The 24,932-nt window shown below is 60.0% G+C and carries 20 protein-coding genes; 12 read left to right on the top strand and 8 right to left on the bottom strand.

What is annotated here, in order from left to right; all coding sequences use genetic code 11:
• Positions 1-9: 9 nt before the first annotated feature.
• From F475_RS21970 to F475_RS21980, 3 genes are all read right to left on the bottom strand, one after another.
• Positions 10-879, bottom strand: a complete 870-nt coding sequence (locus F475_RS21970; RefSeq protein ID WP_018926570.1) for a hypothetical protein — start codon at positions 877-879, stop codon at positions 10-12.
• Positions 880-995: 116 nt separating this feature from the next.
• On the bottom strand, positions 996-1,988 hold the full coding sequence (locus F475_RS21975; RefSeq protein ID WP_111454717.1) for an NAD(P)-dependent oxidoreductase: 993 nt from the start codon (positions 1,986-1,988) through the stop codon (positions 996-998).
• A 68-nt stretch (positions 1,989-2,056) separates the two neighbouring features.
• The gene (locus F475_RS21980; protein WP_018926572.1) at positions 2,057-2,950 is read right to left on the bottom strand and encodes a LysR family transcriptional regulator ArgP; all 894 of its coding nucleotides are present in this window, start codon (positions 2,948-2,950) and stop codon (positions 2,057-2,059) included.
• A 96-nt stretch (positions 2,951-3,046) separates the two neighbouring features.
• Between F475_RS21980 and F475_RS21985 the strand changes: the two genes are divergently transcribed.
• The 10 genes from F475_RS21985 (at position 3,047) to F475_RS22030 (ending at position 16,951) form a co-directional block, all read left to right on the top strand.
• Positions 3,047-3,448 (top strand): ACT domain-containing protein, encoded by a 402-nt coding sequence (locus F475_RS21985; protein WP_018926573.1) that lies wholly within the window; start codon positions 3,047-3,049, stop codon positions 3,446-3,448.
• Between the two features lie 7 nt (positions 3,449-3,455).
• The gene (locus F475_RS21990) at positions 3,456-4,058 is read left to right on the top strand and encodes a LysE/ArgO family amino acid transporter (RefSeq protein ID WP_018926574.1); all 603 of its coding nucleotides are present in this window, start codon (positions 3,456-3,458) and stop codon (positions 4,056-4,058) included.
• A 176-nt stretch (positions 4,059-4,234) separates the two neighbouring features.
• Complete coding sequence (locus F475_RS21995; RefSeq protein WP_007938876.1) at positions 4,235-4,831, top strand: superoxide dismutase; 597 nt, start codon at positions 4,235-4,237, stop codon at positions 4,829-4,831.
• 342 nt (positions 4,832-5,173) lie between these two features.
• Entirely contained in the window at positions 5,174-7,225 is a 2,052-nt protein-coding gene (locus F475_RS22000; RefSeq protein ID WP_111454718.1) for a bifunctional diguanylate cyclase/phosphodiesterase, read from the top strand.
• A gap of 144 nt (positions 7,226-7,369) precedes the next feature.
• A complete protein-coding gene (locus tag F475_RS22005) occupies positions 7,370-8,704 on the top strand; it encodes an imelysin family protein (RefSeq protein WP_018926576.1) in 1,335 nt (444 codons plus the stop codon).
• A gap of 212 nt (positions 8,705-8,916) precedes the next feature.
• Positions 8,917-10,344 carry a di-heme oxidoredictase family protein gene (locus tag F475_RS22010; protein ID WP_111454719.1) on the top strand — a complete coding sequence of 476 codons (1,428 nt, stop codon included), beginning with the start codon at positions 8,917-8,919 and terminating at the stop codon, positions 10,342-10,344.
• A gap of 27 nt (positions 10,345-10,371) precedes the next feature.
• On the top strand, positions 10,372-11,436 hold the full coding sequence (locus F475_RS22015; protein WP_018926578.1) for an imelysin family protein: 1,065 nt from the start codon (positions 10,372-10,374) through the stop codon (positions 11,434-11,436).
• A 14-nt stretch (positions 11,437-11,450) separates the two neighbouring features.
• Positions 11,451-12,548: a DUF1513 domain-containing protein gene (locus F475_RS22020; RefSeq protein ID WP_111454720.1), complete on the top strand. Its 1,098-nt coding sequence runs from the start codon at positions 11,451-11,453 to the stop codon at positions 12,546-12,548.
• A 214-nt stretch (positions 12,549-12,762) separates the two neighbouring features.
• A complete protein-coding gene (locus F475_RS22025; RefSeq protein ID WP_111454721.1) occupies positions 12,763-13,911 on the top strand; it encodes an efflux RND transporter periplasmic adaptor subunit in 1,149 nt (382 codons plus the stop codon).
• A 13-nt stretch (positions 13,912-13,924) separates the two neighbouring features.
• A complete protein-coding gene (locus F475_RS22030; protein WP_018926581.1) occupies positions 13,925-16,951 on the top strand; it encodes a multidrug efflux RND transporter permease subunit in 3,027 nt (1,008 codons plus the stop codon).
• A 57-nt stretch (positions 16,952-17,008) separates the two neighbouring features.
• On the opposite strand, the gene F475_RS22035 is transcribed toward F475_RS22030, so the two are convergent.
• The 4 genes from F475_RS22035 to colR form a co-directional block, all read right to left on the bottom strand.
• Complete coding sequence (locus tag F475_RS22035) at positions 17,009-17,236, bottom strand: hypothetical protein (RefSeq protein WP_026331876.1); 228 nt, start codon at positions 17,234-17,236, stop codon at positions 17,009-17,011.
• A 141-nt stretch (positions 17,237-17,377) separates the two neighbouring features.
• Entirely contained in the window at positions 17,378-18,046 is a 669-nt protein-coding gene (locus tag F475_RS22040) for a class I SAM-dependent methyltransferase (protein ID WP_018926583.1), read from the bottom strand.
• 141 nt (positions 18,047-18,187) lie between these two features.
• Positions 18,188-19,468: a HAMP domain-containing sensor histidine kinase gene (locus F475_RS22045; protein ID WP_064616320.1), complete on the bottom strand. Its 1,281-nt coding sequence runs from the start codon at positions 19,466-19,468 to the stop codon at positions 18,188-18,190.
• A complete protein-coding gene (colR, locus tag F475_RS22050) occupies positions 19,458-20,141 on the bottom strand; it encodes a two-component system response regulator ColR (RefSeq protein ID WP_007938890.1) in 684 nt (227 codons plus the stop codon). Before colR ends, F475_RS22045 begins: the two co-directional genes overlap by 11 nt.
• A 201-nt stretch (positions 20,142-20,342) precedes the next feature.
• On the opposite strand from colR, the gene F475_RS22055 reads away from it, so the two are divergent.
• On the top strand, positions 20,343-22,292 hold the full coding sequence (locus F475_RS22055) for an LTA synthase family protein (protein WP_111454722.1): 1,950 nt from the start codon (positions 20,343-20,345) through the stop codon (positions 22,290-22,292).
• 53 nt (positions 22,293-22,345) lie between these two features.
• Positions 22,346-23,089: a phosphatase PAP2 family protein gene (locus F475_RS22060; protein WP_064616318.1), complete on the top strand. Its 744-nt coding sequence runs from the start codon at positions 22,346-22,348 to the stop codon at positions 23,087-23,089.
• A 175-nt stretch (positions 23,090-23,264) separates the two neighbouring features.
• Here the strand turns inward: F475_RS22060 and groL are convergent, their stop codons facing one another.
• On the bottom strand, positions 23,265-24,911 hold the full coding sequence (groL, locus tag F475_RS22065; RefSeq protein WP_018926587.1) for a chaperonin GroEL: 1,647 nt from the start codon (positions 24,909-24,911) through the stop codon (positions 23,265-23,267).
• Positions 24,912-24,932: the final 21 nt, after the last annotated feature.

Consider the following 24,932-nt stretch of genomic DNA (forward strand, 5'->3'; position numbering starts at 1 on the left):
TGCATCGGGCTATTGAGGCCGGGCGTGCAGCTGTTGTTGCAGGTTCTGGATCTGCGCCTGCAGGGTGTTGATGTTGCGGGTGACCTGGCCACGGAAGGCGTCGAACTCGGCGGTATTGTTGCCACCTTGCGCCGCGGCCGGGCGGTTGTCCTGTTGGCTTTTGAGCACGATCATGTCTTGCTCCAGACGCTCGACTGCAGCGCTCGGGTTGCCTTGCCGCTTCAGCGCAGCGATATCGGCGCCAAGGCTTTTGAGTTGGGCGTCGACTTTGCTGGTATCGGCCGGTGCGCTCTTCAACGCGGCCAGCTCGCCGCTCAAGGCTTTGACCTGGGCCTGCAACTGAGCATTGGCGGCTTGTTGTTCGCTGGCCTGCGTGGTCATTTGCGCCAGGCGCTTGTCCAGATCGGAGGTCTGGCCGAGCACGCCTTGCTGCTGTTTACTCTGATCCTGGAGTTTGCTTTCCAGCTGTTTGCTCTGGTCCTGGAGCTTGCCTTCCAGTTGTTTTATTTGCAGCTTCAACGCTTCACTGCCGGTGTTGACCGTGGACTGGCTGGCCACGACCTTGCCGGAAATGTCCTGCAAGCGCCCCGCCGCTTCCTCACTGATACGGGCGAAACTTTCCTGGGTCGCCACCAGTTGTTGTTCCATCAGCGATATCTGCTGGAAACTCCACCAGGCAAGGCCAGCGAAGGCAAAGAACAACGCACCGACCAACGCCCACAGCGGGCCGGTGCTCGGGCCTTTGACCTTGACTACCGGTGTGGTGCGCGAATGCACGGAAGTGCGCGCGGTGGTCGGAAAATCATCGTCGTCGAGGCTGTCGGCACGCAGGCTCGGTACATCGTCGAAGTCGTCGTTGGCATCGTTACGCATGGACATTGAGTCAACCTTTGTAAAACGCGGTGATGGCTTGATGCGGCGAAGTATAACCCTCGCTGCCGCACCGGTTGACCCTGAACCCCGAACTCGGTTCAGTGAGGGCCGGCCCTTGTGTGTCAGCGAATGTCCTGAGCCTTCCACCAGGCGCAAAATTCATCGAGGGCGGTCCAGAGGCTGACTTTCGGATCGTAATCCAGATAATGCCGGGCGCGACTGATGTCCAGGGTGAAATTTTTGTTCATTACCTGCATGCCCAGCCGCGACAGGGTCGGCTCGGGACGACCCGGCCACAGCTTGCAAACACCCTCGTTGAGCGCGGCAAGGCTGTAGGCCAAGCCGTAGGAACGGTAACGGGTCACCTGTGGCACATCCATATTGCGCATCACGTAATTGACCACATCCCACAACGGCACCGGCGCTCCGTTGCTGATGTTGTAGGCCTTGCCCAAGGCCGAACCGCTGGCCAGCAAGCTACTGAACAACGCCTCATTGAGGTTTTGCACACTGGTGAAGTCAACCTTGTTCAGGCCATTGCCGATAATCGCCAACCGCCCTTTGCGCTGCATCTTCAGCAACCTGGGGAAAATGCTCATGTCGCCTGCGCCCGTCACGAAACGCGGGCGCAGGGCCAGGGTTTCGAGGCCGAACTCCTGCGCACCGAAAACTTTCTGCTCGGCCAGGTATTTGGTTGCGGCGTAAGGATGCTTGAAGCGCTTGGGCACCTGGTCTTCGGTCAACCCCAGATGATCGCGGCCATCGAAGTAAATCGATGGCGACGACAAATGCACCAGGCGCCGCACCCGTTGTTTCAGGCAGGCCTCGACCACGTTCTCGGTGACCTCGACGTTGCCTTGATGGAAGTCCTGATAGCGCCCCCACAAACCGACAGAGCCTGCGCAATGGACCACGGCTTCGACGTCGGAACACAGGTCGCGCGCCAGTTGCGGGTCGCTCAAGTCGCCCTGGATGAATTCGGCACCACGGCGAACCAAATGCTCGACGCTCTCGGCCCGGCGACCGTTGACCCGCACATCCAGGCCCTGCTCCAGGGCGAAACGCGCAAAGCGCCCGCCAATGAAGCCGCTTGCGCCGGTGACCAGAATCTTCATGTATTGCTCCGAATATTTCGTTTTGCGTTTTACGTTTTGCATAGGGCGTGAGGTCTTGACGCCAGCCGTCAGTCCAACGGCACCAGCCATTGCTTCGACGAGCGCACCAATTGATCGGTGAGTAACCCCAACAGCTGACCGCCATTGCGCCAATGATGCCAGTACAGCGGCACATCGATCGGCTTATCTGGCAAAAGCTCCACCAATTGGCCGCGCGCCAGTTGCTCGCGCACCTGCAATTCAGGCACCAGGCCCCAGCCAAGCCCTGCTTCCGTGAGACGAAGAAACCCTTCGGAAGACGGGCATAAATGGTGTTCGAAACCGCCATTCACGCCGACTGACGCGAGGTAACGATGCTGCAGGAAATCGTCCGGGCCAAATACCAGCGCCGGGGTTCTGGCCAACTGATCGGCGCGCACACCTTGGGGAAAATGCCGGGCAATGAATGCAGGGCTGGCCAACGCACGGTAGCGCATCGCCCCCAACAGCACGCTGCGCGCACCGGCCACCGGCCGCTCACTGGCGCACAGACACCCCGCCACTTCGCCTGCGCGCATGCGTTTGAGGCCGACGGTCTGGTCTTCCACCACCAGGTCGAGCAACAGATGCTCCTGCGCGCAAAAATCCCCCACCGCCGCAGCCCACCAGGTGGCAAGGCTGTCAGCGTTCAGCGCGATGCGCAGGCGTTCCGGCAGGCCTTCTTCGTCCAGCGCCGGCACCAGGCTTTGCAGATCGCGCTCCAGCAATCGCACCTGCTGCACATGGTTGAGCAATCGCCGGCCAATCTCCGTCGGGGCCGGTGGCGTGACCCGCACCAGCACCGGTTGGCCAACCCGCGCCTCGAGCAGTTTGATGCGCTGGGAGATGGCCGATTGGGACAAGCCCAAGACCTGCGCGGCGCGTTCGAATCCGGCCTGCTCGATCACGGCGGCGAGGGCGGACAGTAATTTGTAGTCGAACATCAGTTTTCCTAATGAGCGATCAGCACTATTGGTTTTTCTTATACAACTTCCCACCGGAGAATGGCCAGCAAGAACTCTTGAACAAGGATCACCGACATGGCTGGCGAAACCTCTTTGGCAACCCTGCTGCGCAGCATGAGCCCGCAACTCAACGACGGCGAATACGTGTTCTGCACGCTGCCTGACGGCAAGCTGCCCGCAGGCCTTGAGATTGTCGGCAGCTTCCGCGAACAGGAAGGGCTGACGGTGATTCTGCAACGGTCCCACGCCGAGAAGGCCGGTTTCAGCTTCGACTACATCGCTGCCTGGATCACCTTGAACGTGCACTCAGCCCTTGAAGCCGTCGGCCTGACCGCCGCGTTCGCCACGGCACTGGGCCAGGCCGGCATCAGTTGCAACGTGATTGCCGGCTACTACCACGACCATTTGTTCGTCGGCCAGGCCGATGCCGAACGCGCCCTGCAGGTACTGCGGGATCTGGCGGCCAACGCGGAGTAAAAATCTTATGTGGCAAAGCTATGTGAACGGCCTGTTGGTGGCCGCCGGGCTGATCATGGCGATCGGCACTCAGAATGCGTTTGTGTTGGCGCAGAGCCTTCGACGTGAACATCACCTGCCGGTGGCGGCGCTCTGCGTAACCTGCGATGCGTTGCTGGTAGCCGCCGGGGTGTTCGGCCTGGCGACGTTGCTGGCGCAGAACCCGACTCTGTTGGCCATCGCTCGTTGGGGTGGCGCGGCGTTTCTGCTGTGGTATGGCAGCCTGGCGCTGCGTCGGGCCTGCTCGAAACAGAGCCTGCAACAAGGTGAGAACCAGACCGTGCGCTCATTGCGGGCGGTACTGCTCAGCGCTTTGGCGGTGACCCTGCTCAACCCGCACGTTTATCTGGACACCGTGTTGCTGATCGGCTCCCTTGGCGCACAACAGACCGAGCCCGGTGCTTATGTCGTGGGCGCGGCCAGTGCTTCGTTGCTGTGGTTTTTTACCCTGGCCCTTGGCGCAGCGTGGCTGGCGCCGTGGTTAGCACGCCCCAGTACCTGGCGAATTCTCGACCTGTTGGTGGCCGTGATGATGTTCGCTGTAGCGTTCCAGTTGATCATCGCTTCATGATTTATTCCAAAAGGCTCTGGAACCTCTATTCCACACAGTTGTTGCGTGGTTATGCCGCACCCCCGGTGCTATGATCCGATCCCTGCGCCGCAAAGAGTACAAACTCCCCGGCGCATGTCTGGCCGCCCGTGATCGGCCTTGCGCTCACCGCAACTGACCTGATTAGGAGAATCATCATGGCTTTCGAATTGCCGCCGCTGCCTTACGCGCACAATGCCCTGCAGCCGCACATTTCAGAGGAAACTCTGCAATACCACCACGACAAGCACCACAACACCTATGTCGTGAACCTGAACAACCTGGTGCCAGGCACCGAGTTCGAAGGCAAGACCCTGGAAGAAATCGTCAAGACTTCCTCGGGCGGTATCTTCAACAACGCCGCTCAGGTCTGGAACCACACTTTCTACTGGAACTGCCTGGCGCCAAACGCCGGCGGTCAACCAACCGGCGCTCTGGCTGATGCCATCAACGCTGCTTTCGGTTCGTTCGACAAGTTCAAGGAAGAGTTCAGCAAAACGTCCATCGGCACCTTCGGTTCCGGTTGGGGCTGGCTGGTGAAAAAGGCTGACGGTTCCCTGGCCCTGGCCAGCACCATCGGCGCCGGCAACCCGCTGACCAGCGGCGATACCCCGCTGCTGACCTGCGACGTCTGGGAACACGCTTACTACATCGACTACCGCAACCTTCGTCCGAAGTACGTCGAAGCGTTCTGGAACCTGGTCAACTGGAAATTCGTGGCTGAGCAGTTCGAAGGCAAAACCTTCACCGCTTAAGCTTCGCGCCAGTCAAAAAACCCGGCTTTTATGCCGGGTTTTTTTATGCCATCGAAAATCCGTACGTAAGGCGTGCTTTCCCACAACGCGCGCCGCATTCGCCCTCTTGCCCCCGCAGTACAGCGGTCTAACATCAACACTAGGAAAAATTGCCTCAACCGCCTCAAGTTGAGGGCCCCGGCAACCGACACAGTGTTAATAGGGCAAATACTCCAAACAGCAGCATATCGGCCAAGCTACCGGCAATATCCCCCGGGTTGGATTGTCCCTTTGACTGCCATCACGGGATTGCCAATACTCATGGCAACTTGACGCTACCCGCACGGAACAAGGAATAACCCTTTGAAGCTGGAACTCAAGAACAGCTTGTCGGTGAAGTTACTCCGGGTCGTGCTCCTGTCGGCATTGATCGTCGGCGTGGTCTTGAGCTGCGCACAGATTGTTTTCGATGCCTATAAAACACGTCAGGCGGTTGCCAACGATGCCCAGCGCATCCTCGACATGTTCCGCGATCCCTCCACCCAGGCGGTCTACAGCCTGGATCGGGAAATGGGCATGCAGGTGATCGAAGGCCTGTTCCAGGATGACGCCGTGCGCATGGCCTCCATCGGCCACCCCCACGAAGCCATGCTCGCGCAAAAATCCCGCGAGCTTCAGCAGTCCCACAGCCGCTGGCTGACTGACCTGATCCTCGGCCAGGAACGCACGTTCACCACCCAACTGGTGGGTCGCGGCCCCTACAGCGAGTACTACGGCGACCTGAGCATTACCCTCGACACCGCCACCTACGGCCAGAGCTTCATCGTCAGTTCGGTGATCATCTTCATCTCTGGCGTCTTGCGCGCCCTGGCCATGAGCCTGGTGTTGTATCTGGTTTACCACTGGCTGCTGACCAAACCATTGTCGCGGATCATCGAACATCTGACTGAAATCAACCCGGACCGGCCCAGCGCCCACAAGATCCCACAGCTCAAGGGTCATGAAAGAAACGAGCTGGGGATCTGGATCAATACCGCCAACCAGCTGCTCGAATCCATCGAGCGCAACACTCACCTGCGCCACGAAGCAGAAAACAGCCTGTTACGCATGGCCCAGTACGATTTTCTCACCGGTCTGCCGAACCGCCAGCAATTGCAGCAACAGCTGGACAAGATCCTTGTCGACGCCGGCAAATTGCAGCGTCGGGTCGCGGTGTTGTGTGTCGGGCTCGATGACTTCAAAGGCGTCAACGAACAGTTCAGCTACCAGACCGGCGACCAGTTGCTGCTGGCCCTGGCCGATCGCCTGCGGGCTCACAGCGGCCGCCTCGGCGCCCTCGCCCGCTTGGGTGGCGACCAGTTCGCGCTGGTCCAGGCCGACATCGAACAACCCTACGAAGCCGCCGAACTGGCCCAAAGCATTCTCGATGATCTGGAAGCGGCGTTCGCCCTCGATCATCAGGAAATCCGCCTGCGCGCCACCATCGGCATCACCCTGTTCCCCGAGGACGGTGACAGCACCGAGAAGCTGCTGCAAAAAGCCGAGCAGACCATGACCCTGGCCAAGACGCGCTCGCGCAACCGCTATCAGTTCTATATCGCCAGCGTCGACACGGAAATGCGTCGGCGTCGCGAGCTGGAAAAAGATCTGCGTGACGCCTTGATCCGCGACCAGTTCTACCTCGTCTACCAGCCGCAGATCAGCTACCGCGATCATCGCGTGGTAGGTGTCGAGGCGTTGATTCGCTGGCAGCATCCCGAGCATGGGCTGGTGCCGCCGGACCTGTTCATCCCGCTGGCCGAGCAGAACGGCACCATCATTGCCATTGGCGAATGGGTGCTGGACCAGGCCTGCAAACAACTGCGCGAGTGGCACGATCAGGGCTTCGTCGACCTGCGCATGGCGGTGAACCTGTCCACTGTGCAATTGCACCACGCCGAGTTGCCGCGGGTGGTCAATAACCTGCTGCAGATCTACCGCCTGCCACCACGCAGCCTGGAGCTGGAAGTCACCGAAACCGGCCTGATGGAAGACATCAGCACCGCCGCCCAGCACTTGCTGAGCCTGCGTCGCTCCGGCGCGCTGATCGCCATCGACGACTTCGGCACCGGTTATTCGTCATTGAGTTACCTGAAAAGCCTGCCGCTGGACAAGATCAAGATCGACAAGAGCTTCGTCCAGGACCTGCTCGATGACGACGACGATGCGACCATCGTCCGGGCCATCATCCAGCTGGGCAAAAGCCTGGGCATGCAGGTGATTGCCGAAGGCGTGGAAACCGCCGAGCAAGAGGCCTACATCATCTCCGAAGGCTGCCACGAAGGTCAGGGCTATCACTACAGCAAACCGCTGCCGGCGCGGGAATTGAGCGTCTACCTCAAGCAGGCCCAGCGCAGTAACGCGGCCATCCTCTGAAACAACGGCGATCTTTTGATCTGCGTGAATAAGAAATATTTGCAGGCGTAACCCTTTACAGATAATGCGAAAGATTTGCATTATGTGGCACTTTTGCGCGCCGCCCGTGCGCGCCCACTCCATCACCGAAGCAGGATGTTCGCCATGATTCGTATGCCTCTGGCCACCGCCAGTCTGCTGGCCATCGCTATTTCCCTCGCCGGTTGCGGCGAAGGCAAAGACAAGGCTGCCGCTCAACAAGCGCCGACCCCGGCCGCCAGCACAGCTGCGCCTGCTACCACCGCTAAAGTCGATGAAGCCGCCGCCAAGGCTGTGGTTGCGCATTACGCCGACATGGTCTTTGCCGTTTACAGCGATGCCGAATCCACCGCGAAAACCCTGCAAACCGCCGTCGACGCGTTCCTCGCCAAGCCGGACGCCGACACCCTCAAAGCCGCCCGGGCTGCCTGGGTCGCGGCCCGCGTGCCTTACCTGCAGAGCGAAGTGTTCCGCTTCGGTAACACCATCATCGACGACTGGGAAGGCCAGGTGAACTCCTGGCCACTGGACGAAGGCCTGATCGACTACGTCGACAAATCCTACGAACACGCACTGGGTAACCCGGGCGCCACCGCCAACATCATCGCCAACACCCAGATTCAGATTGGCGAAGACAAGGTCGACGTGAAAGACATCACCCCGGAAAAACTCGCCAGCCTGAACGAGCTGGGCGGTTCCGAGGCCAACGTCGCCACCGGCTACCACGCCATCGAATTCCTGCTCTGGGGCCAGGACTTGAACGGCACCGGCCCTGGCGCCGGCAACCGCCCAGCCTCCGACTACCTGGAAGGCAAAGGCGCTACCGGCGGTCACAATGATCGTCGTCGCGCTTACCTGAAATCCGTGACCCAACTGCTGGTCAACGACCTGGAAGAAATGGTCGGTAACTGGAAGCCGAACGTGGCCGACAACTACCGCGCCACCCTGGAAGCGGAACCGGCTGAATCCGGTCTGCGCAAAATGCTGTTCGGCATGGGCAGCCTGTCCTTGGGCGAACTGGCGGGCGAGCGCATGAAGGTTTCCCTGGAAGCCAACTCCCCGGAAGACGAACAGGATTGCTTCAGCGACAACACCCACAACTCGCACTTCTACGATGCCAAAGGCATTCGTAACGTGTACCTGGGCGAATACACCCGTGTTGACGGCACCAAAATGACCGGCGCCAGCCTGTCGTCCCTGGTGGCCAAGGCCGACCCGGCTGCCGATGCCGCGCTGAAAGCCGACTTGGCTGCGACCGAAGCCAAGATCCAGATCATGGTCGATCACGCCAACAAGGGTGAGCACTACGACCAACTGATCGCTGCCGGCAACACCGCTGGCAATCAGATCGTGCGCGACGCCATTGCCTCTCTGGTCAAGCAGACCGGTTCGATCGAAGCTGCCGCCGGCAAACTGGGCATCAGCGACCTGAACCCGGACAACGCTGATCACGAGTTCTGATCAACGCTGGCTGAGCGAATAGAAAGGCGACCTTCGGGTCGCCTTTTTCATGCCTGTCTTTTGGGTGATGCTGATGGCTTGCCCGCGATGGGGGCGACGCGGTCTGACATCAAACCCTGCCTCACATCAACCAAACGATAATTCCTCTTATTCAAACTCCCCTGCCCTGTTAGACTTTGCGCCCTTGTTTTGCTCGTCTTGCAGGATGTCCGATGCCCACGCTGCCTCTTCGCTTGTCTGCACTGTTGCTGGCCCTGGGCCTGAGTGCCTGCGATGACGCCCCGCGTTTTACCCAGGCCGAACCCGGTGAAGCCCGGTCCGGTGGCAGCGCGACAGTGCGCAAGACCGATAAGAACGCGTTCTCCTTGCCCTCCGCCAATCTGCCGCCGTCACGACGCGTCGACTTCAGCGTCGGCAACAGCTTCTTTCGCAGCCCCTGGGTGATCGCGCCGTCGACCACCACCGCCCGCGATGGCCTCGGCCCGTTGTTCAATACCAACGCCTGCCAGAACTGCCACATCAAGGACGGGCGCGGTCATCCGCCAACGCCCGATGCGCCGAATGCGGTGTCGATGCTGGTACGCCTGTCGATCCCCAATGCCCCCGCCTACGCCAAGGTCATCGAACAACTGGGCGTGGTGCCGGAGCCGGTCTACGGCGGCCAGTTCCAGGACATGGCGGTGCCCGGCGTCGCCCCGGAAGGCAAGGTGCGTGTCGATTACACGCCGGTCCCGGTACGCTTCAAGGACGGCAGCGAAATCGAGTTGCGTAAACCAATCTTGCAGATGACCCAACTCGGCTACGGCCCGATGCACCCGGACACACGTTTCTCGGCGCGCATCGCACCGCCGATGATTGGCCTGGGCTTGCTTGAAGCGATTCCCGACGAGGCCATCCTGGCCAACGCCGAAGCCCAGGCCCGGGAGAAAAACGGCATCGCCGGGCGGCCGAACCGGGTCTGGGACGACGCGCAGCAGAAGACTGTTCTCGGACGATTTGGCTGGAAAGCCGGGCAACCGAACCTCAATCAGCAGAATGTTCATGCGTTCTCTGGTGATATGGGCCTCACGACCAGCCTGAAACCCATTGATGACTGCACCGACGCCCAAACTGCTTGCAAACAGGCGCCCAACGGCAATGGTCCCGATGGCGAGCCGGAAGTCAGCGACAACATTTTGCGTCTGGTGCTGTTCTACAGCCGTAACCTCGCCGTGCCGGCCCGTCGCGATGTTGGCGCACCTGAGGTGCTGGCCGGCAAGAATCTGTTTTTCCAGGCCGGATGCCAGTCCTGTCACACCCCTCAATACACCACCGCCGCCAACGCCGCGGAACCTGAATTGGCCAATCAAGTGATTCGCCCTTACAGCGATCTGCTGCTGCACGACATGGGCGACGGTCTGGCCGACAACCGCACCGAGTTCCAGGCCAGTGGCCGCGACTGGCGTACGCCGCCGTTGTGGGGCATCGGCCTGACGCAGACGGTCAGCGGACACACCCAGTTTTTGCACGACGGCCGCGCCCGCAACCTGCTCGAAGCCGTGCTCTGGCATGGCGGCGAGGCAAAAGCGGCGCAACAACAGGTTTTGTCTTTCAACGCCGAGCAGCGCGCGGCGTTGCTGGCGTTTTTGAATTCCCTTTAATACGTATTCCTTCAGCGGGAGCCCGACATGTTCCGTCCCAAATTGTTGTTCACCAGCCTTGCCGCCCTCGCCCTGGGCGCCTGTTCGCCCCAGGATCCGCAAGCGGTCACCTCGGCGGCCATCGCCAAGCAAGTGATCCTGCCGAGCTACAGTCGTTGGGTGGAAGCCGACCGGCAATTGGCGGTCAGCGCCTTGGCGTTCTGCCAAGGCAAGGAAACCCTGGACACCGCTCGCGCCGACTTCCTGCACGCGCAAAAAGCCTGGGCCGAGTTGCAACCGCTGCTGATCGGGCCGCTGGCCGAAGGCAACCGTTCGTGGCAGGTGCAGTTCTGGCCGGACAAGAAAAACCTCGTCGGCCGTCAAGTCGAGCAACTGGTCACTGCGCAGCCGCAGATCGATGCTGCCGCCCTGGCCAAGTCCAGCGTCGTGGTGCAAGGCCTCTCGGCTTATGAATACATCCTGTTCGACAGCAAGATCGACATGGCCGACAGCGCTCAGAAAGCCAAATACTGCCCGCTGCTGACTGCCATTGGCGAGCGTCAGAAGCAACTGGCCGAAGAGATCCTGTCGCGCTGGAACACCAACGACGGCATGCTCGCGCAGATGAGCAAATTCCCCAACCAGCGCTACGCCGACTCACACGAAGCGATCGCCGATCTGCTGCGTGTGCAAGTGACTGCACTGGACACCCTGAAGAAAAAACTCGGCACGCCGATGGGCCGTCAGAGCAAGGGTACGCCACAGCCATTCCAGGCCGATGCCTGGCGCAGCCAATCGTCGCTCAAAGGCATGGAAGCAAGCCTGAGCGCTGCGCAAACCGTCTGGGTGGGTGTCGACAACAAAGGCCTGCGCGGTCTGTTGCCGAGCGAGCAAAAACCGTTGGCCGACAAGATCGACGCGGCCTACGCAGCGTCCCTGAAACTGCTTGCCGGCAACCAGCGCTCGCTGACCGACATGCTCACCGACGATGCCGGTCGCCAGCAGCTGAACGACATCTATGACAGCCTCAACGTTGTCCACCGCTTGCACGAAGGCGAACTGGCCAAGGCGCTGGGCATCCAACTGGGCTTCAACGCCAACGACGGTGACTGATGAGGGCAAGTGCCATGCTGCGACGCCAGGCTCTGACGTTAGGGAGTTTGCTGCTGGGTGCGGTGACACTGGGCGGCTGGACGCTGTTCAAGCAAAAGGACAAAAGCCCGCTGCTGCTCTCGGCGCGGGACGACGGTGACGGCAAGCACTATGCCGTCGGTTATCGACTGGACGGCACCCGGGTGTTTGCCACCCAGGTCGGTCAGCGCTGCCATGACATCATCAACCACCCGACACTGCCGATTGCGCTATTCGTCGCTCGGCGTCCGGGCACCGAGAGCTACCTGATCGACCTGCGCAACGGCACGCTATTGCAAACCGTGGTGTCGCAGCCGAACCGGCACTTCTACGGTCACGCGGTGATTCACCAGAGCGGTGACTGGTTGTACGCCACCGAGAACGACACCTCCGATCCGGGCCGTGGCCTGCTTGGTGTGTATAAGTTCGAAGGTGAGCGACTGGTGCACAGCGGCGAAATTTCCACCCACGGCGTCGGCCCGCATCAGGTGTCGTGGATGCCCGATGGCGAGACGCTGGTGGTGGCCAACGGCGGCATTCGCACCGAGGCCGAAAGCCGGGTCGAGATGAACCTCAATGCCATGGAGCCGAGCCTTGTGCTGATGCAACGCGACGGCACGCTGCTGAGCAAGGAAACACTGGCCCAGCAGATGAACAGCGTGCGGCACTTGGGTATCGCCAGTGACGGCACCATCGTCGCCGGTCAGCAGTTCATGGGCGATGCTCACGAGTCTTCGGAGCTGCTGGCAATCAAGCGTCCCGGTCAACCGTTCGTGGCCTTCCCGGTGCCTGAGCATCAGTTACAGGCCATGGGGCATTACACCGCCAGCGTTGCCGTACACAGCGAACTGCGCCTGGTCGCCCTGACCGCGCCGCGGGGCAACCGCTTTTTTATCTGGGACCTGGACAGCGGTGAAGTACGCCTGGATGCACCGCTTCCCGATTGCGCCGGGGTCGGGGCCGTGGCCGATGGTTTTGTCGTGACCTCCGGGCAAGGCCGTTGCCGGTTCTACGATTGCCGCCAGACAAACCTTGTTGCAAAACCTCTGGAATTGCCTGCGGGGCTCTGGGACAACCACCTTCACCTGATCTGAACACGCAACCTGTAGCAGCTGGCGCAGCCTGCGTCCGGCTGCGCAGCAGTCGTGAAATCAGACACCGAGTTATATCAGACGAACCGCGGTGTCTGGATTACGACTGCTTCGCAGCCGAACGCAGGCTGCGCCAGCTGCTACAGTTGGAATCCCCTTCGCAGTGGGAGTAATGTTTTCGCCTGTCTCACCTGATTTTCTCCAAGGAAATGGAAATATGCTGCGTCGCCGCATGCTGATCATGTTGGGTGTTGTCCTGCTAATCGTGCTGGTCCTGGCCGGTTACAAAGCCTTCTCCATCTATACGATGATGAAGGGCTTCTCTGTGCCGAAACCACCGATCAGCGTCGCCGTGGCCACCGCCACCGAACGTCCGTGGCAAAGCCGTTTGCCAACGGTCGGCACCCTTACGGCGCTGCAAGGGGTCGATCTGAGCCTGGAGGTCGACGGCACCGTCAAGGAAGTTCAGTTCGAGTCAGGACAGAAGGTCAAGGTCGGTCAGCCGCTGCTGCAACTCGACAGCGCCGTGGAAACCGCCCTGCTGGCAACCGCCCAGGCCGACCTGGGACTGGCGCAACTGGATTACGGTCGCGGCAGCCAACTGGTAGGCAGCCAGGCTATTTCCAAAGGTGAGTTCGACCGACTCTCGGCGGTATTGCAAAAGAGCCGGGCCACGGTCAATCAGCTCAAGGCGGCGCTGGAAAGAAAACGTATCCTCGCACCGTTCAGCGGGACCATCGGTATTCGTCGGGTAGACGTCGGCGACTACGTAGCCAGCGGCACGATGATCGCCACCCTGCAAGACCTCAGCAGCCTCTACGTCGACTTCTTTGTACCCGAGCAGGACGTGCCGAAGATCACCCTCGGCCAATCGGTACAGGTCATTATCTCGGCCTACCCGACGGAGACTTTCCCCGGCACCGTCAGCGCCATCAACCCGAAGGTAGAAAGCAGCACCCGCAACGTGCTGGTGCGCGCGACCCTGGCCAACCCCGATGGCAAACTCCTGCCGGGGATGTTTGCCAGCCTGCAGGTGTTGTTGCCCGACCCGCAGCCGCACATCGTGGTGCCGGAAAGCGCGATCAGCTACACCCTTTATGGCAACTCGCTGTATGTCGTCGCGCAGAAAAAGGCCGAAGACGGCAGCCTCGAAAAAGACGACAAGGGCGAACCGGTTCTGATCGCCGAACGACGTTTCGTCGAAACCGGCGAACGCCGCGACGGGATGGTCATGATCACCAAAGGCGTGCAGAACGGCGAAAAAGTGGTCACGGCTGGTCAGCTCAAACTGGACCACGGCGTGCACGTTGCCATCAGCGACGACAAGACCCTGGCTGAGAAGAACAGTCAGCCGCGCGCTGACTGATCAAGGAATCCCCATGGCTTTTACCGATCCGTTCATCCGCCGCCCGGTGCTCGCCACCGTGGTCAGCCTGTTGATAGTGCTGCTGGGCTTCCAGGCCTGGAGCAAGTTACCACTGCGCCAATACCCGCAAATGGAAAACGCCCTGATCACGGTGACCACCGCTTATCCCGGAGCCAACGCCGAGACCATCCAGGGCTATATCACCCAACCGATGCAGCACAGCCTGGCCAGCGCCGAGGGCATCGACTACATGACCTCGGTCAGTCGCCAGAACTTCTCGGTGATCTCGATCTACGCGCGTATCGGCTCCAACACCGACCGCCTGTTCACCGAACTGCTGGCCAAGGCCAACGAGGTCAAGAACCAGCTGCCCCAGGATGCCGAAGACCCGGTGCTGAGCAAGGAAGCCACCGGCGCCTCGGCGCTGATGTACATCAGTTTCTTCAGCAACGAGCTGAGTAACCCGCAGATCACCGACTACCTGTCCCGGGTTATCCAGCCGAAACTGGCGACCCTGCCGGGCATGGCCGAAGCCGAGATTCTCGGCAACCAGGTGTTCGCCATGCGCCTGTGGCTGGACCCGGTGAAGCTCGCCGGTTTCGGCCTGAGCGCCAGCGATGTGACCAACGCCGTGCGCCAGTACAACTTCCTCTCCGCCGCCGGCGAAGTGAAAGGCGAGTACGTGGTCACCAGCATCAACGCCAACACCGAACTCAAGTCCGCCGAGGCCTTTGGCGCAATTCCGCTCAAGGTCGACGGTGACAGTCGTGTGCTGTTGCGAGACGTGGCGCGGGTCGAGATGGGCGCGGAGAACTACAACACCATCAGCTCCTTCGGCGGCACACCTTCGGTGTACATCGGCATCAAGGCCACACCCGGCGCCAACCCGCTGGACGTGATCAAGGAAGTGCGCAAGATCATGCCGGACCTGGAAGCCCAGCTGCCGCCGAACCTCAAGGGCGAAATCGCCTACGACGCCACGCTGTTCATCCAGGCCTCCATCGACGAGGTGTTGAAAACCCTGTTCGAAGCGGTGCTGATCGTGATTGTGGTGGTGTTCCTGTTCCTCGGCGCCCTGCGTTCGGTGGTGATCCCGGTGGTGACCATTCCGCTGTCGATGATCGGCGTGATGTTCTTCATGCAGATGATGGGCTACTCGATCAACCTGCTGACCTTGCTGGCGATGGTCTTGGCCATCGGGCTGGTGGTGGACGACGCCATCGTGGTGGTGGAAAACATCCACCGGCACATCGAAGAAGGCAAGACACCGTTGGATGCGGCCATCGAGGGCGCACGGGAGATCGCCATGCCGGTGGTGTCGATGACCATCACCCTGGCGGCGGTCTATGCGCCGATCGGCTTCCTGACCGGCCTGACGGGGGCGTTGTTCAAGGAGTTTGCCCTGACCCTGGCCGGGGCGGTGGTGATTTCCGGTGTCGTCGCCCTGACGCTGTCGCCGATGATGTGCGCCATGCTGCTGCGCCACGATGAAAACCCCAGCGGCCTGGCCCATCGCCTGGACGTGATCTTCGAAGGCCTCAAGCGCCGCTACCAGCGTGTGCTTCACGGCACTCTCAACACCCGTCCGGTAGTGCTGGTGTTCGCGGTGATCGTGCTGTGCCTGATCCCGGTACTGCTCAAGTTCACCAAGTCGGAACTGGCGCCGGACGAAGACCAGGGCGTGATCTTCATGATGGCCAACGCCCCGCAACCAGCCAACCTCGACTACATGAACGCCTACACCGACGAGTTCGTCGCCATTTTCAAGGAGTTTCCCGAGTACTACTCCTCGTTCCAGATCAACGGCTTCAACGGCGTGCAATCGGGGATCGGCGGCTTCCTGCTCAAACCCTGGAATGAACGCCACCGGACCCAGATGCAGATCCTGCCGCTGGTCCAGAGCAAACTGGAAAGCATTCCCGGGCTGCAAATATTCGGCTTCAACCTGCCGTCCCTGCCAGGCACCGGCGAGGGCTTGCCGTTTCAATTCGTGATCAACTCGGCTAACAGCTACGAGGCGCTGTTGCAGGTGATGGACCGAGTGAAAAAAAGAGCGATGGAATCCGGCAAGTTTGCTTTTGTCGACGTCGACCTGGCCTTCGACAAGCCCGAAGTGGTGGTGGATATCGATCGCGCCAAGGCTGCGCAGATGGGTGTGTCCATGCAGGACCTGGGCGGTACTCTTGCAACGATGCTGGGCGAGGCGGAGATCAACCGGTTCACCATCGAAGGTCGCAGCTACAAGGTCATCGCTCAGGTGGAACGGCCCTACCGCGATAACCCTGACTGGCTGAACCATTATTACGTCAGGAACACCAAGGGCGAACTGCTGCCCCTGTCGACCCTGATCACCGTGACCGACCGCGCGCGGCCGCGTCAGTTGAACCAGTTCCAGCAACTCAACTCGGCGATTCTTTCCGGGGTCCCGCTGGTCAGCATGGGTGAAGCCATCGACACCGTGCGCCAGATCGCCCGGGAAGAGGCACCGACGGGTTACGCCGTCGACTATGCCGGTGTTTCACGGCAATACGTTCAGGAAGGCAGCGCGCTGTGGGTCACCTTCGCCCTGGCCTTGGCGATCATCTTCCTGGTGCTGGCGGCCCAGTTCGAAAGCTTCCGTGATCCGCTGGTGATTCTGGTGACTGTGCCGCTGTCGATCTGTGGCGCATTGATCCCGCTCTTCCTCGGCTGGTCGAGTATGAACATCTATACCCAGGTGGGGCTGGTGACGTTGATCGGACTGATCAGCAAGCACGGGATCCTGATCGTCGAGTTCGCCAACCAGTTACGCAAGGAGAAAGGCCTGACACCTCGCGAAGCGGTAGAGGAAGCGGCGGCCATTCGCCTGCGCCCGGTATTGATGACCACGGCGGCAATGGTGTTCGGCATGGTGCCGTTGATCATCGCCACGGGCGCGGGAGCCGTCAGCCGGTTCGACATCGGCACGGTGATCGCAACGGGGATGTCGATCGGGACGCTGTTCACCTTGTTCGTGCTGCCATGCATTTACACATTGCTGGCCAAACCCGATAAACCTTAACGTCAAAAAGCAAAAGGCCTCGCAACTGCGAGGCCTTTTATTTGGGCTTCAATCTGTTCAACTCTGTGGCCTCAGTCCCTGAGAAAGTCCGAACATGAACAGTAACAAGTCATGATCGGGTTGAGTGGCCACGGGTGCTTTGGCTACCCGGGGCAACGGACAATGTGCGTCGCCGTGCACGGAACTGAGGACCTGCGTGCGGGGCTGCTCCCAGGCAGCCACCGCCAAAGAAGCAACTGCCAAGGCTCCGGCTAAAAACAAACCTCGTGCAATTTCGAGTTTCATTGCGATAAGCCTTTGATAGCGCTGCCAAACGCCTTGTTATAAAAGTAGACGAGTTTTTCCCCGTCTGTATCGCTGAACGACGAGTGGCGACGCCCTTGCTTCAGGTCATGGGGCGCAGCTGCATAGTGCACTGCCATTCTGTTACCTCTTGCGTAATACATAGACCCGCCACATGGCATAGAGCGGTAAAAAATCCATTTGCCCCTGAATATGGAAACCCGCCTGCTCGAACTCCTTTTCAATCGTGGCAGCCGGTAACACAAATCGAGTCTGGTAACCTTCCTGCCCACGCAGCCTCTCGGCGCGCTTGCGTTTCCAGGCCTTGAAATTGCCGTCTACCCACAACGAAACAATCACGCTGTCGCGGGTGACACGCTCGAATTCACGCAGGATGGTCAGTCGTTGCTCGGCTTCACCGATGTGATGGAGCAGACGCATGCAGAAAATGCTGTCGACCGCGTTATCGGGCAAGGCAATGTCGAATGCAGACGTGTGCAAGGGTTGTACCCTTTTGACCACGTCGGCGGGTTGCGTGCGCATGGCAGTCTTGAGCATGGACACCGAGTTGTCGGCCCCGATGATGACACGGTTGTGCTTTTCCGCGAGCAACGGCCAGAAACGCCCGGCACCGCAGGGCAAATCGAGGACCAGGCCAGGTTCACCGGCCAACGCCAGGGCCTTTCGCGCCAGGTGTTCATCACGCCATTGGGACAGCCGGCGACCGAGCCCCACCTGGTGCTTGCGCACATTTTTCTGTGCGGGTTGATCGTCGTATTTTTCGGAGAAGCCGAGCTTTATCGGGCCAGCCATGACTGCAATCTCCTGAGCTTCTGATGACAACCACCTTAAGTTGCGGGGTGTCAGCGTCAGGTCATGCCTTGGTGAAAATTTCGTCAGGTAAACCCGGAATCATTTCAGGGTTTTACGGAGCCGATTTATTTTTCAACCCATTCACCGCTTTTTCTGACTCAACTCCACCTGGAAGCGACAACCGTTGGGCTCCATGTTCGTCAGGCTGACACTCCAGCCCTGGTTCTCGCAGATCCGTTGCACCAGCGACAGCCCCAGCCCCAAGCCCTCGCCACGCTTTTCGCTGCCGCGCACGAAAGGCTCGAACATCGCCTCGCGTTTTTCTTCCGGAATGCCCACACCACTATCCTCGACCACGAACCCCGTATCCGTCAGGGCCAAGCGGATAAACCCATGCTCGGTGTAATGCAGCGCATTACGCAACAGGTTGCCCATCACCGCGTGCAGAAGCGTCGCGTTATAGCGAGTGTCCGGCGGGTTGCCCAACTCGACGTTCAACGTCAGGCCCTTGGCTTCGATCGGTTCGCGCCATTGGCAAAGCAACCCGTCGGCCACCTGACTGAGGCTCTGCTGGGGGCCCATGCTGGCGTCTTCATGCTGAGCGCGGGCCAGCATGAGGAAGGTCTGCACCAACTCGCGCATCTCTGCGCAAGCCCGGGCGATCCGCTCGACCTGGGCACGCCCGCGCTGATCGATGCCGGGGTTTTCCAGCAACAATTCACAGGAACTGGCCAACACCATCAATGGCGTGCGCAGTTCGTGGCTGACGTCACTGGTGAACAATCGCTCACGGGTCAACGCCTGACGCAAGCGCCCGAGGGTGGCGTCGAAGGCCACGGCCAGCTCGCCCACTTCATCGGCGGCATAATCCGGCGCCAGTGGCGGTGCCAGACCCAACAGCTGATCGCGATGGCGCACCTGGCGGGCCAGTCGCACCACCGGCGCCATCACCTTGCGCGCCAGCACCCAGCCCAGAAATACCGCCAGCGCCAGGCTCAGTACGAACCCCACCAGCACTACGGCAAACAGCACCCGTTCACGCTCTTCGAAATCGCTCTGGTCCTGCAACAGCACGTAGCGCCGTCCGTCGACGATTTCGACCATGGCGTGATACGACAGATGGTCGCGAAAGACTTCATGAAAACCCGAGTCCAGGTGCCGCAAATCCTTGGGTAACTCAAAATCGCCCGGCCCGCCGCTGAAATAGAACAACTGGTCCGGCTCGGGGCGGTGGCTCCAGTCCGTCACGCTGTCCATCAGCAACAGGCGTTGCAAATCGCCACCCAGACCTGACGAAATCAGTTTCTCCTCCACCAGGTGCACGGTCGCGATGATGCCTATCGCGAAGGCTCCCGCGACCAATGCGCTCATCAACGCAAAGGCGATGATGATCCGTTGCGAAAGGCTCTGCTTAAACTCCATCACGGCCCTCGGCCAAGCGATAACCGACGCCGTGCACCGTGTGCAGCAGGGGTTTGGCGAACGGCTTGTCGATCACCTGGCGCAATTGATGGACGTGGCTGCGCAGGCTGTCGCTGTCCGGGCAGTCGTCACCCCACAGGGCCTCTTCGAGAATTTCCCGGCGCAGCACGTGCGGGCTTTTCTGCATCAACACCGCCAGCAACTTCAGGCCCACCGGGTTGAGTTTCAGCAGACGGCCTTCGCGCGTCACCTCCAGGGTATCGAGGTCGTAGCTCAGATCGCCGACCTGCAAGGCACGGCGACCGCCACCCTGGGCACGGCGCATGACCGCCTCGATGCGCGCCGCCAGTTCTGACAGGGCAAAGGGTTTGATCAAGTAATCGTCGGCGCCGGATTTGAAGCCTTGCAGACGGTCGTCCAGTTGATCGCGCGCAGTGAGCATGATCACCGGCGTATCACGGCGGGCGTCTTCGCGCAGGCGTTTGCACAGGGTGTAGCCATCGATACCGGGCAGCATGATATCGAGTACGATCAAGTCGTAATGCTCGGTGGCCGCCAGGTGCAAGCCAGATAAACCGTCCTGCGCGCAATCCACGGTGTAACCTTTGAGCCCCAGATAATCGGCCAGGTTGGCCAGGATATCGCGGTTGTCTTCAACCAATAGAATTCGCATCGGCACCTCCTCCGTATACAGTAACGGCCGTCTTGGCCCGCGCAGCTTAAGGCCTAGTGTGACTCAGGGCTAGGGCGGCCGGTCGTAGAATCGATGCGCTCAACCAAATAATGGTGCTAACAAGTTTTTCACTGTCGGTTCACAACCCGACTACAGCGTTCAAGAGAAACTTTCGCGCGATTGATATAGGGAATGTAGATAATGGATTGTTTGAAGACGGCGCCAATGCGCTTTCTGCTACTGGTAACCGGTTCCTGGCTGGTCATTTTTCTCCTGACCCGAAGCGTTCTCCTCCTCACTCACCTGGATGAGGCAGGCAGCGGGCTCCTGTCCGTGTTTGGCATCGGCCTGCTTTATGACCTGGGTTTCATTGCCTACGCGGCGCTGCCCATGGGCCTCTATCTGCTGCTATGCCCGCCGGCCTTGTGGCGCCGCCATGGCCATCGCTGGTTCCTTCAGGGCCTGCTGACCGTCAGCCTGTTTGCCATGCTGTTCACGTCGGTGGCCGAATGGCTGTTCTGGGATGAGTTCGGTGTGCGTTTCAACTTTATCGCCGTCGATTACCTGGTCTACTCCGACGAAGTGCTGAATAACCTGCTGGAGTCGTACCCGATCGGCAAGCTGCTGAGCCTGCTCGCGGTGCTGGCCGTGGTCCTGAGCCTTGCGCTGCGCAAATCCTTCAACGCTGCGCTGGACGCACCATTGCCTGCCATGCGCGGGCGTCTGCTGAATGCGCTCGGCCTGCTGATCGTCGCGGGCCTGAGCGCGCAACTGCTCAGCCAGGATGCGCCGCGCGCTCAGGGCGGCAATGCCTATCAGAACGAACTGGCGAGCAATGGCCCGTACCAGTTCTTCGCCGCCTTTCGCAATAACGAACTGGATTACCCGCAGTTCTACAGCACCCTGCCGACCTCCGTCGTCGCGCAACAGATTCGCGCTGAACTGACCGAGCCCAACGCTCGCTTCATCGGCGAGGATCCGCAGGACATCCGCCGGATGATCGATAATCCCGGCACCGAACGAAAACCCAACATCGTGCTGGTCACCATCGAAAGCTTCAGTGCCAAGTACATGGGCAGCAATGGCGACGATCGCAACCTGACACCAAACCTCGATGCCTTGCGCAAACAAAGCCTGTACTTCAATAATTTCTACGCCACCGGCACCCGCACTGATCGTGGCCTGGAGGCCATCACCCTGGCCATTCCACCGACGCCGGGGCGCTCGATCGTCAAGCGCGTGGGTCGTGAAAGCGGTTTCGCCAGCCTCGGCCAGCAACTTGGCGCCGTGGGTTACGACAGCGTATTCGTGTATGGCGGGCGCGGTTACTTCGACAACATGAACGCGTTCTTCAGCGGCAACGGCTATCGCGTCGTCGACCAGAGCAGCGTCGATGAATCAGAGATTCACTTCAAGAACGCCTGGGGAATGGCTGACGAAGACCTCTATAACCAGACCCTGAAACTGGCCGATGCCGACTACGCCAGGCAACAGCCGTTTCTACTGCAACTGATGACCACCTCCAACCATCGCCCCTACACCTACCCGGATAACCGTATCGATATCAAATCCGGTAACGGACGCGACGGTGCGGTGAAGTACACCGACTTCGCCATTGGTCAGTTCCTCGATCAGGCGCGCAAAAAACCCTGGTTCGATAATACAATCTTCGTCTTCGTTGCCGATCACACGGCTGGCAGCGCCGGCAAAGAAGACTTGCCGATCAGCAACTATCAGATTCCGCTGTTCATCTATGCACCGAAGCTGATCGACGCTCGGGAAACCGCACAGCTGGCCAGTCAGATCGACCTTGCTCCAACGTTGCTCGGGCTGCTGAACCTGGATTACCAGTCGACGTTCTTCGGTCGCAACCTGTTGCAGGACAATCCACTGCCGCCGCGAGTGGTGGTGGGCAACTATCAACATCTGGGCTTGTTCGACGGCAAGGATTTAGCGATCCTGAGCCCGCGTGAGGGTCTGCGTCGCCACGACGATGCACTGACCGACAGTCGCGAATCACAGGCAACCACAGGTGATCCGTTGATCACCCGCGCAATCACTTACTACCAAACTGCCAGTCATGGCTTCAAGCAACAGCTGCTCGGCTGGAAAGCGCCCACGGAGGGCATCCGCCAAGTCAGCGAACGTTAATCGAATGGCCCCGGGCTGATGCCCCGGGGTTTTTCCATTCATCAGGATCCACCATGTCATCAACCGCTGTCCGTCCCGTCTCCCGCCCGCTCAATTTCTGGCTGTGCCTGGGAGTGCCCGCCATTGCGGCGATCACCCTGATGCTGCTCGAGTTGACGTCCCTGGACATGGACCTTGCCAAGCTGTTCTATGATCCGGTCGCCGGTGCGTTCATCGGGCGCCACAGTTATTTCCTGGAAAACATCCTGCATGACCGGGCCAAGCAAGTGGTCATTGCCTTTTCGGTGTTCTCTATCCTCGGCTTTGTCAGTTCCTTTTTCATTGAAAGGCTCAAACCGTTCAAACGTGAAATGGGTTGCCTGGTGTTGTCTCTGGCGCTGTCAACCTCCTTTGTCACTCCGCTCAAAGCGGCAACGGCGGTGCAATGCCCATGGAGCCTGGAACAATTCGGCGGACACGAAACCTACAGCGAACTGCTGAGTCCTCGCCCGCATACCGACAAGCCAGGCCGCTGCTGGCCCGGTGGTCATGCGGCGACCGGCTTCACCCTGTTTGCGTTGTTCTTTGTGTTGCGTGACCGACGCCCACGGCTGGCACGCTATGCGTTTATCTTCGCTTTCACGTTGGGCTCGGTGTTTTCCATCGGCCGGATGATGCAGGGCGCGCACTTCTTCTCGCACAACGTGTGGACGGCGATTTTCTGCTGGCTGTTTTGTCTGGGTGCGTACTACAACATCCTGTACCGGCCGGCCTCCAAGACTGAACAGGCGAACGAGGCAAAACCGGTCAGCGCCTGAACCGACGCCATTGCGGGCAAGCCCTGCTCCCACAGGTTTACGCAATCCACTGTGGGATCGTGGCTTGCCCGCGATGGATGGCCGCGACGCGATCTGCGGACCTACCAAAATGAAGGCAATAAAAAGCCCCGCCTGCTCGACGCAGGCGGGGCTTTTTTATAGGGGTAAGGCTGGCTTACATCATGCCGCCCATGCCACCCATACCGCCCATGTCTGGCATACCACCGCCAGCTGCACCGTCTTTCTTCGGTGCTTCGGCAACAGCGGCCTCGGTGGTCAGGATCAGACCGCCAATCGAGGATGCAGCTTGCAGAGCCGAACGGGTCACCTTGGTTGGGTCCAGGATGCCCATTTCGATCATGTCGCCGTATTCGCTGGTGGCAGCGTTGTAACCGAAGTTACCCGCGCCTTGCTTGACCTTGTCGACAACCACGCTTGGCTCGTCGCCGGAGTTGGCAACGATCTGACGCAGTGGCGCTTCAACCGCACGACGCAGAACAGCGATACCGACGTCCTGATCGGCGTTGTCGCCTTTCAGTTCGCTGATGGCTTGCAGGGCACGGATCAGTGCCACGCCGCCGCCAGGTACCACGCCTTCTTCAACGGCTGCACGGGTAGCGTGCAGGGCGTCTTCAACGCGGGCTTTCTTCTCTTTCATTTCAACTTCGGAACCAGCGCCGACCTTGATCACTGCAACGCCGCCGGACAGTTTGGCCAGGCGCTCTTGCAGTTTTTCACGGTCGTAGTCGGACGAAGTGTCGGCCACTTGCTGACGGATCTGGGTCACGCGAGCCTGGATATCAGCCTCAACGCCGGCGCCGTCGATCACGGTGGTGTTTTCTTTGGACAGGATCACGCGCTTGGCATTACCCAGGTGTTCCAGGGTAGTGCTTTCCAGGCTCAGACCGATCTCTTCGGAGATCACGGTACCGCCGGTCAGAACAGCGATATCCTGCAGCATGGCCTTGCGACGGTCGCCGAAGCCTGGAGCCTTGACGGCTGCGACTTTAACGATGCCACGCATGTTGTTCACAACCAGAGTCGCCAGGGCTTCTCCTTCAACGTCTTCGGCCACGATCAGCAGTGGACGGCCGGCTTTGGCAACGGCTTCCAGTACTGGCAGCATTTCGCGGATGTTCGAGATCTTTTTGTCGACCAGCAGGATCAGCGGACCGTCCAGCTCGGCAGTCATGGTCTCTGGCTTGTTGACGAAGTACGGGGACAGGTAGCCACGGTCGAACTGCATGCCTTCAACAACCGACAGTTCGTTTTCCAGGCCCGAGCCTTCTTCAACGGTGATCACGCCTTCTTTACCGACTTTTTCCATGGCTTCGGCAATGATGTCGCCGATGGAGTTGTCGGAGTTGGCCGAGATGGTACCTACCTGAGCGATTGCCTTGGTGTCAGCGCAAGGCTTGGACAGGGCTTTCAGTTCCTTGACGATCGCGATGGTCGCTTTGTCGATACCGCGCTTCAGGTCCATCGGGTTCATGCCGGCAGCGACGGCTTTCAGGCCTTCGTTGACGATCGACTGAGCCAGAACGGTAGCGGTGGTGGTACCGTCGCCTGCGTCATCGTTGGCACGGGAGGCAACGTCTTTGACCAGCTGCGCGCCCATGTTTTCGAAGCGGTCTTCGAGTTCGATTTCTTTGGCTACGGAAACGCCGTCCTTGGTGATGGTCGGAGCGCCGAAGCTCTTCTCGATGATCACGTTACGGCCTTTCGGGCCCAGGGTCGCTTTTACTGCGTCAGCCAGAACGTTGACACCGGTGAGCATTTTCTTGCGGGCGGAGTCGCCGAATTTAACTTCTTTAGCAGCCATGATCGATATTCCTTAAATACT

Origin of the sequence: Pseudomonas sp. URMO17WK12:I6, assembly GCF_003253625.1 — a bacterium.
Taxonomy (GTDB): Bacteria; Pseudomonadota; Gammaproteobacteria; order Pseudomonadales; family Pseudomonadaceae; genus Aquipseudomonas.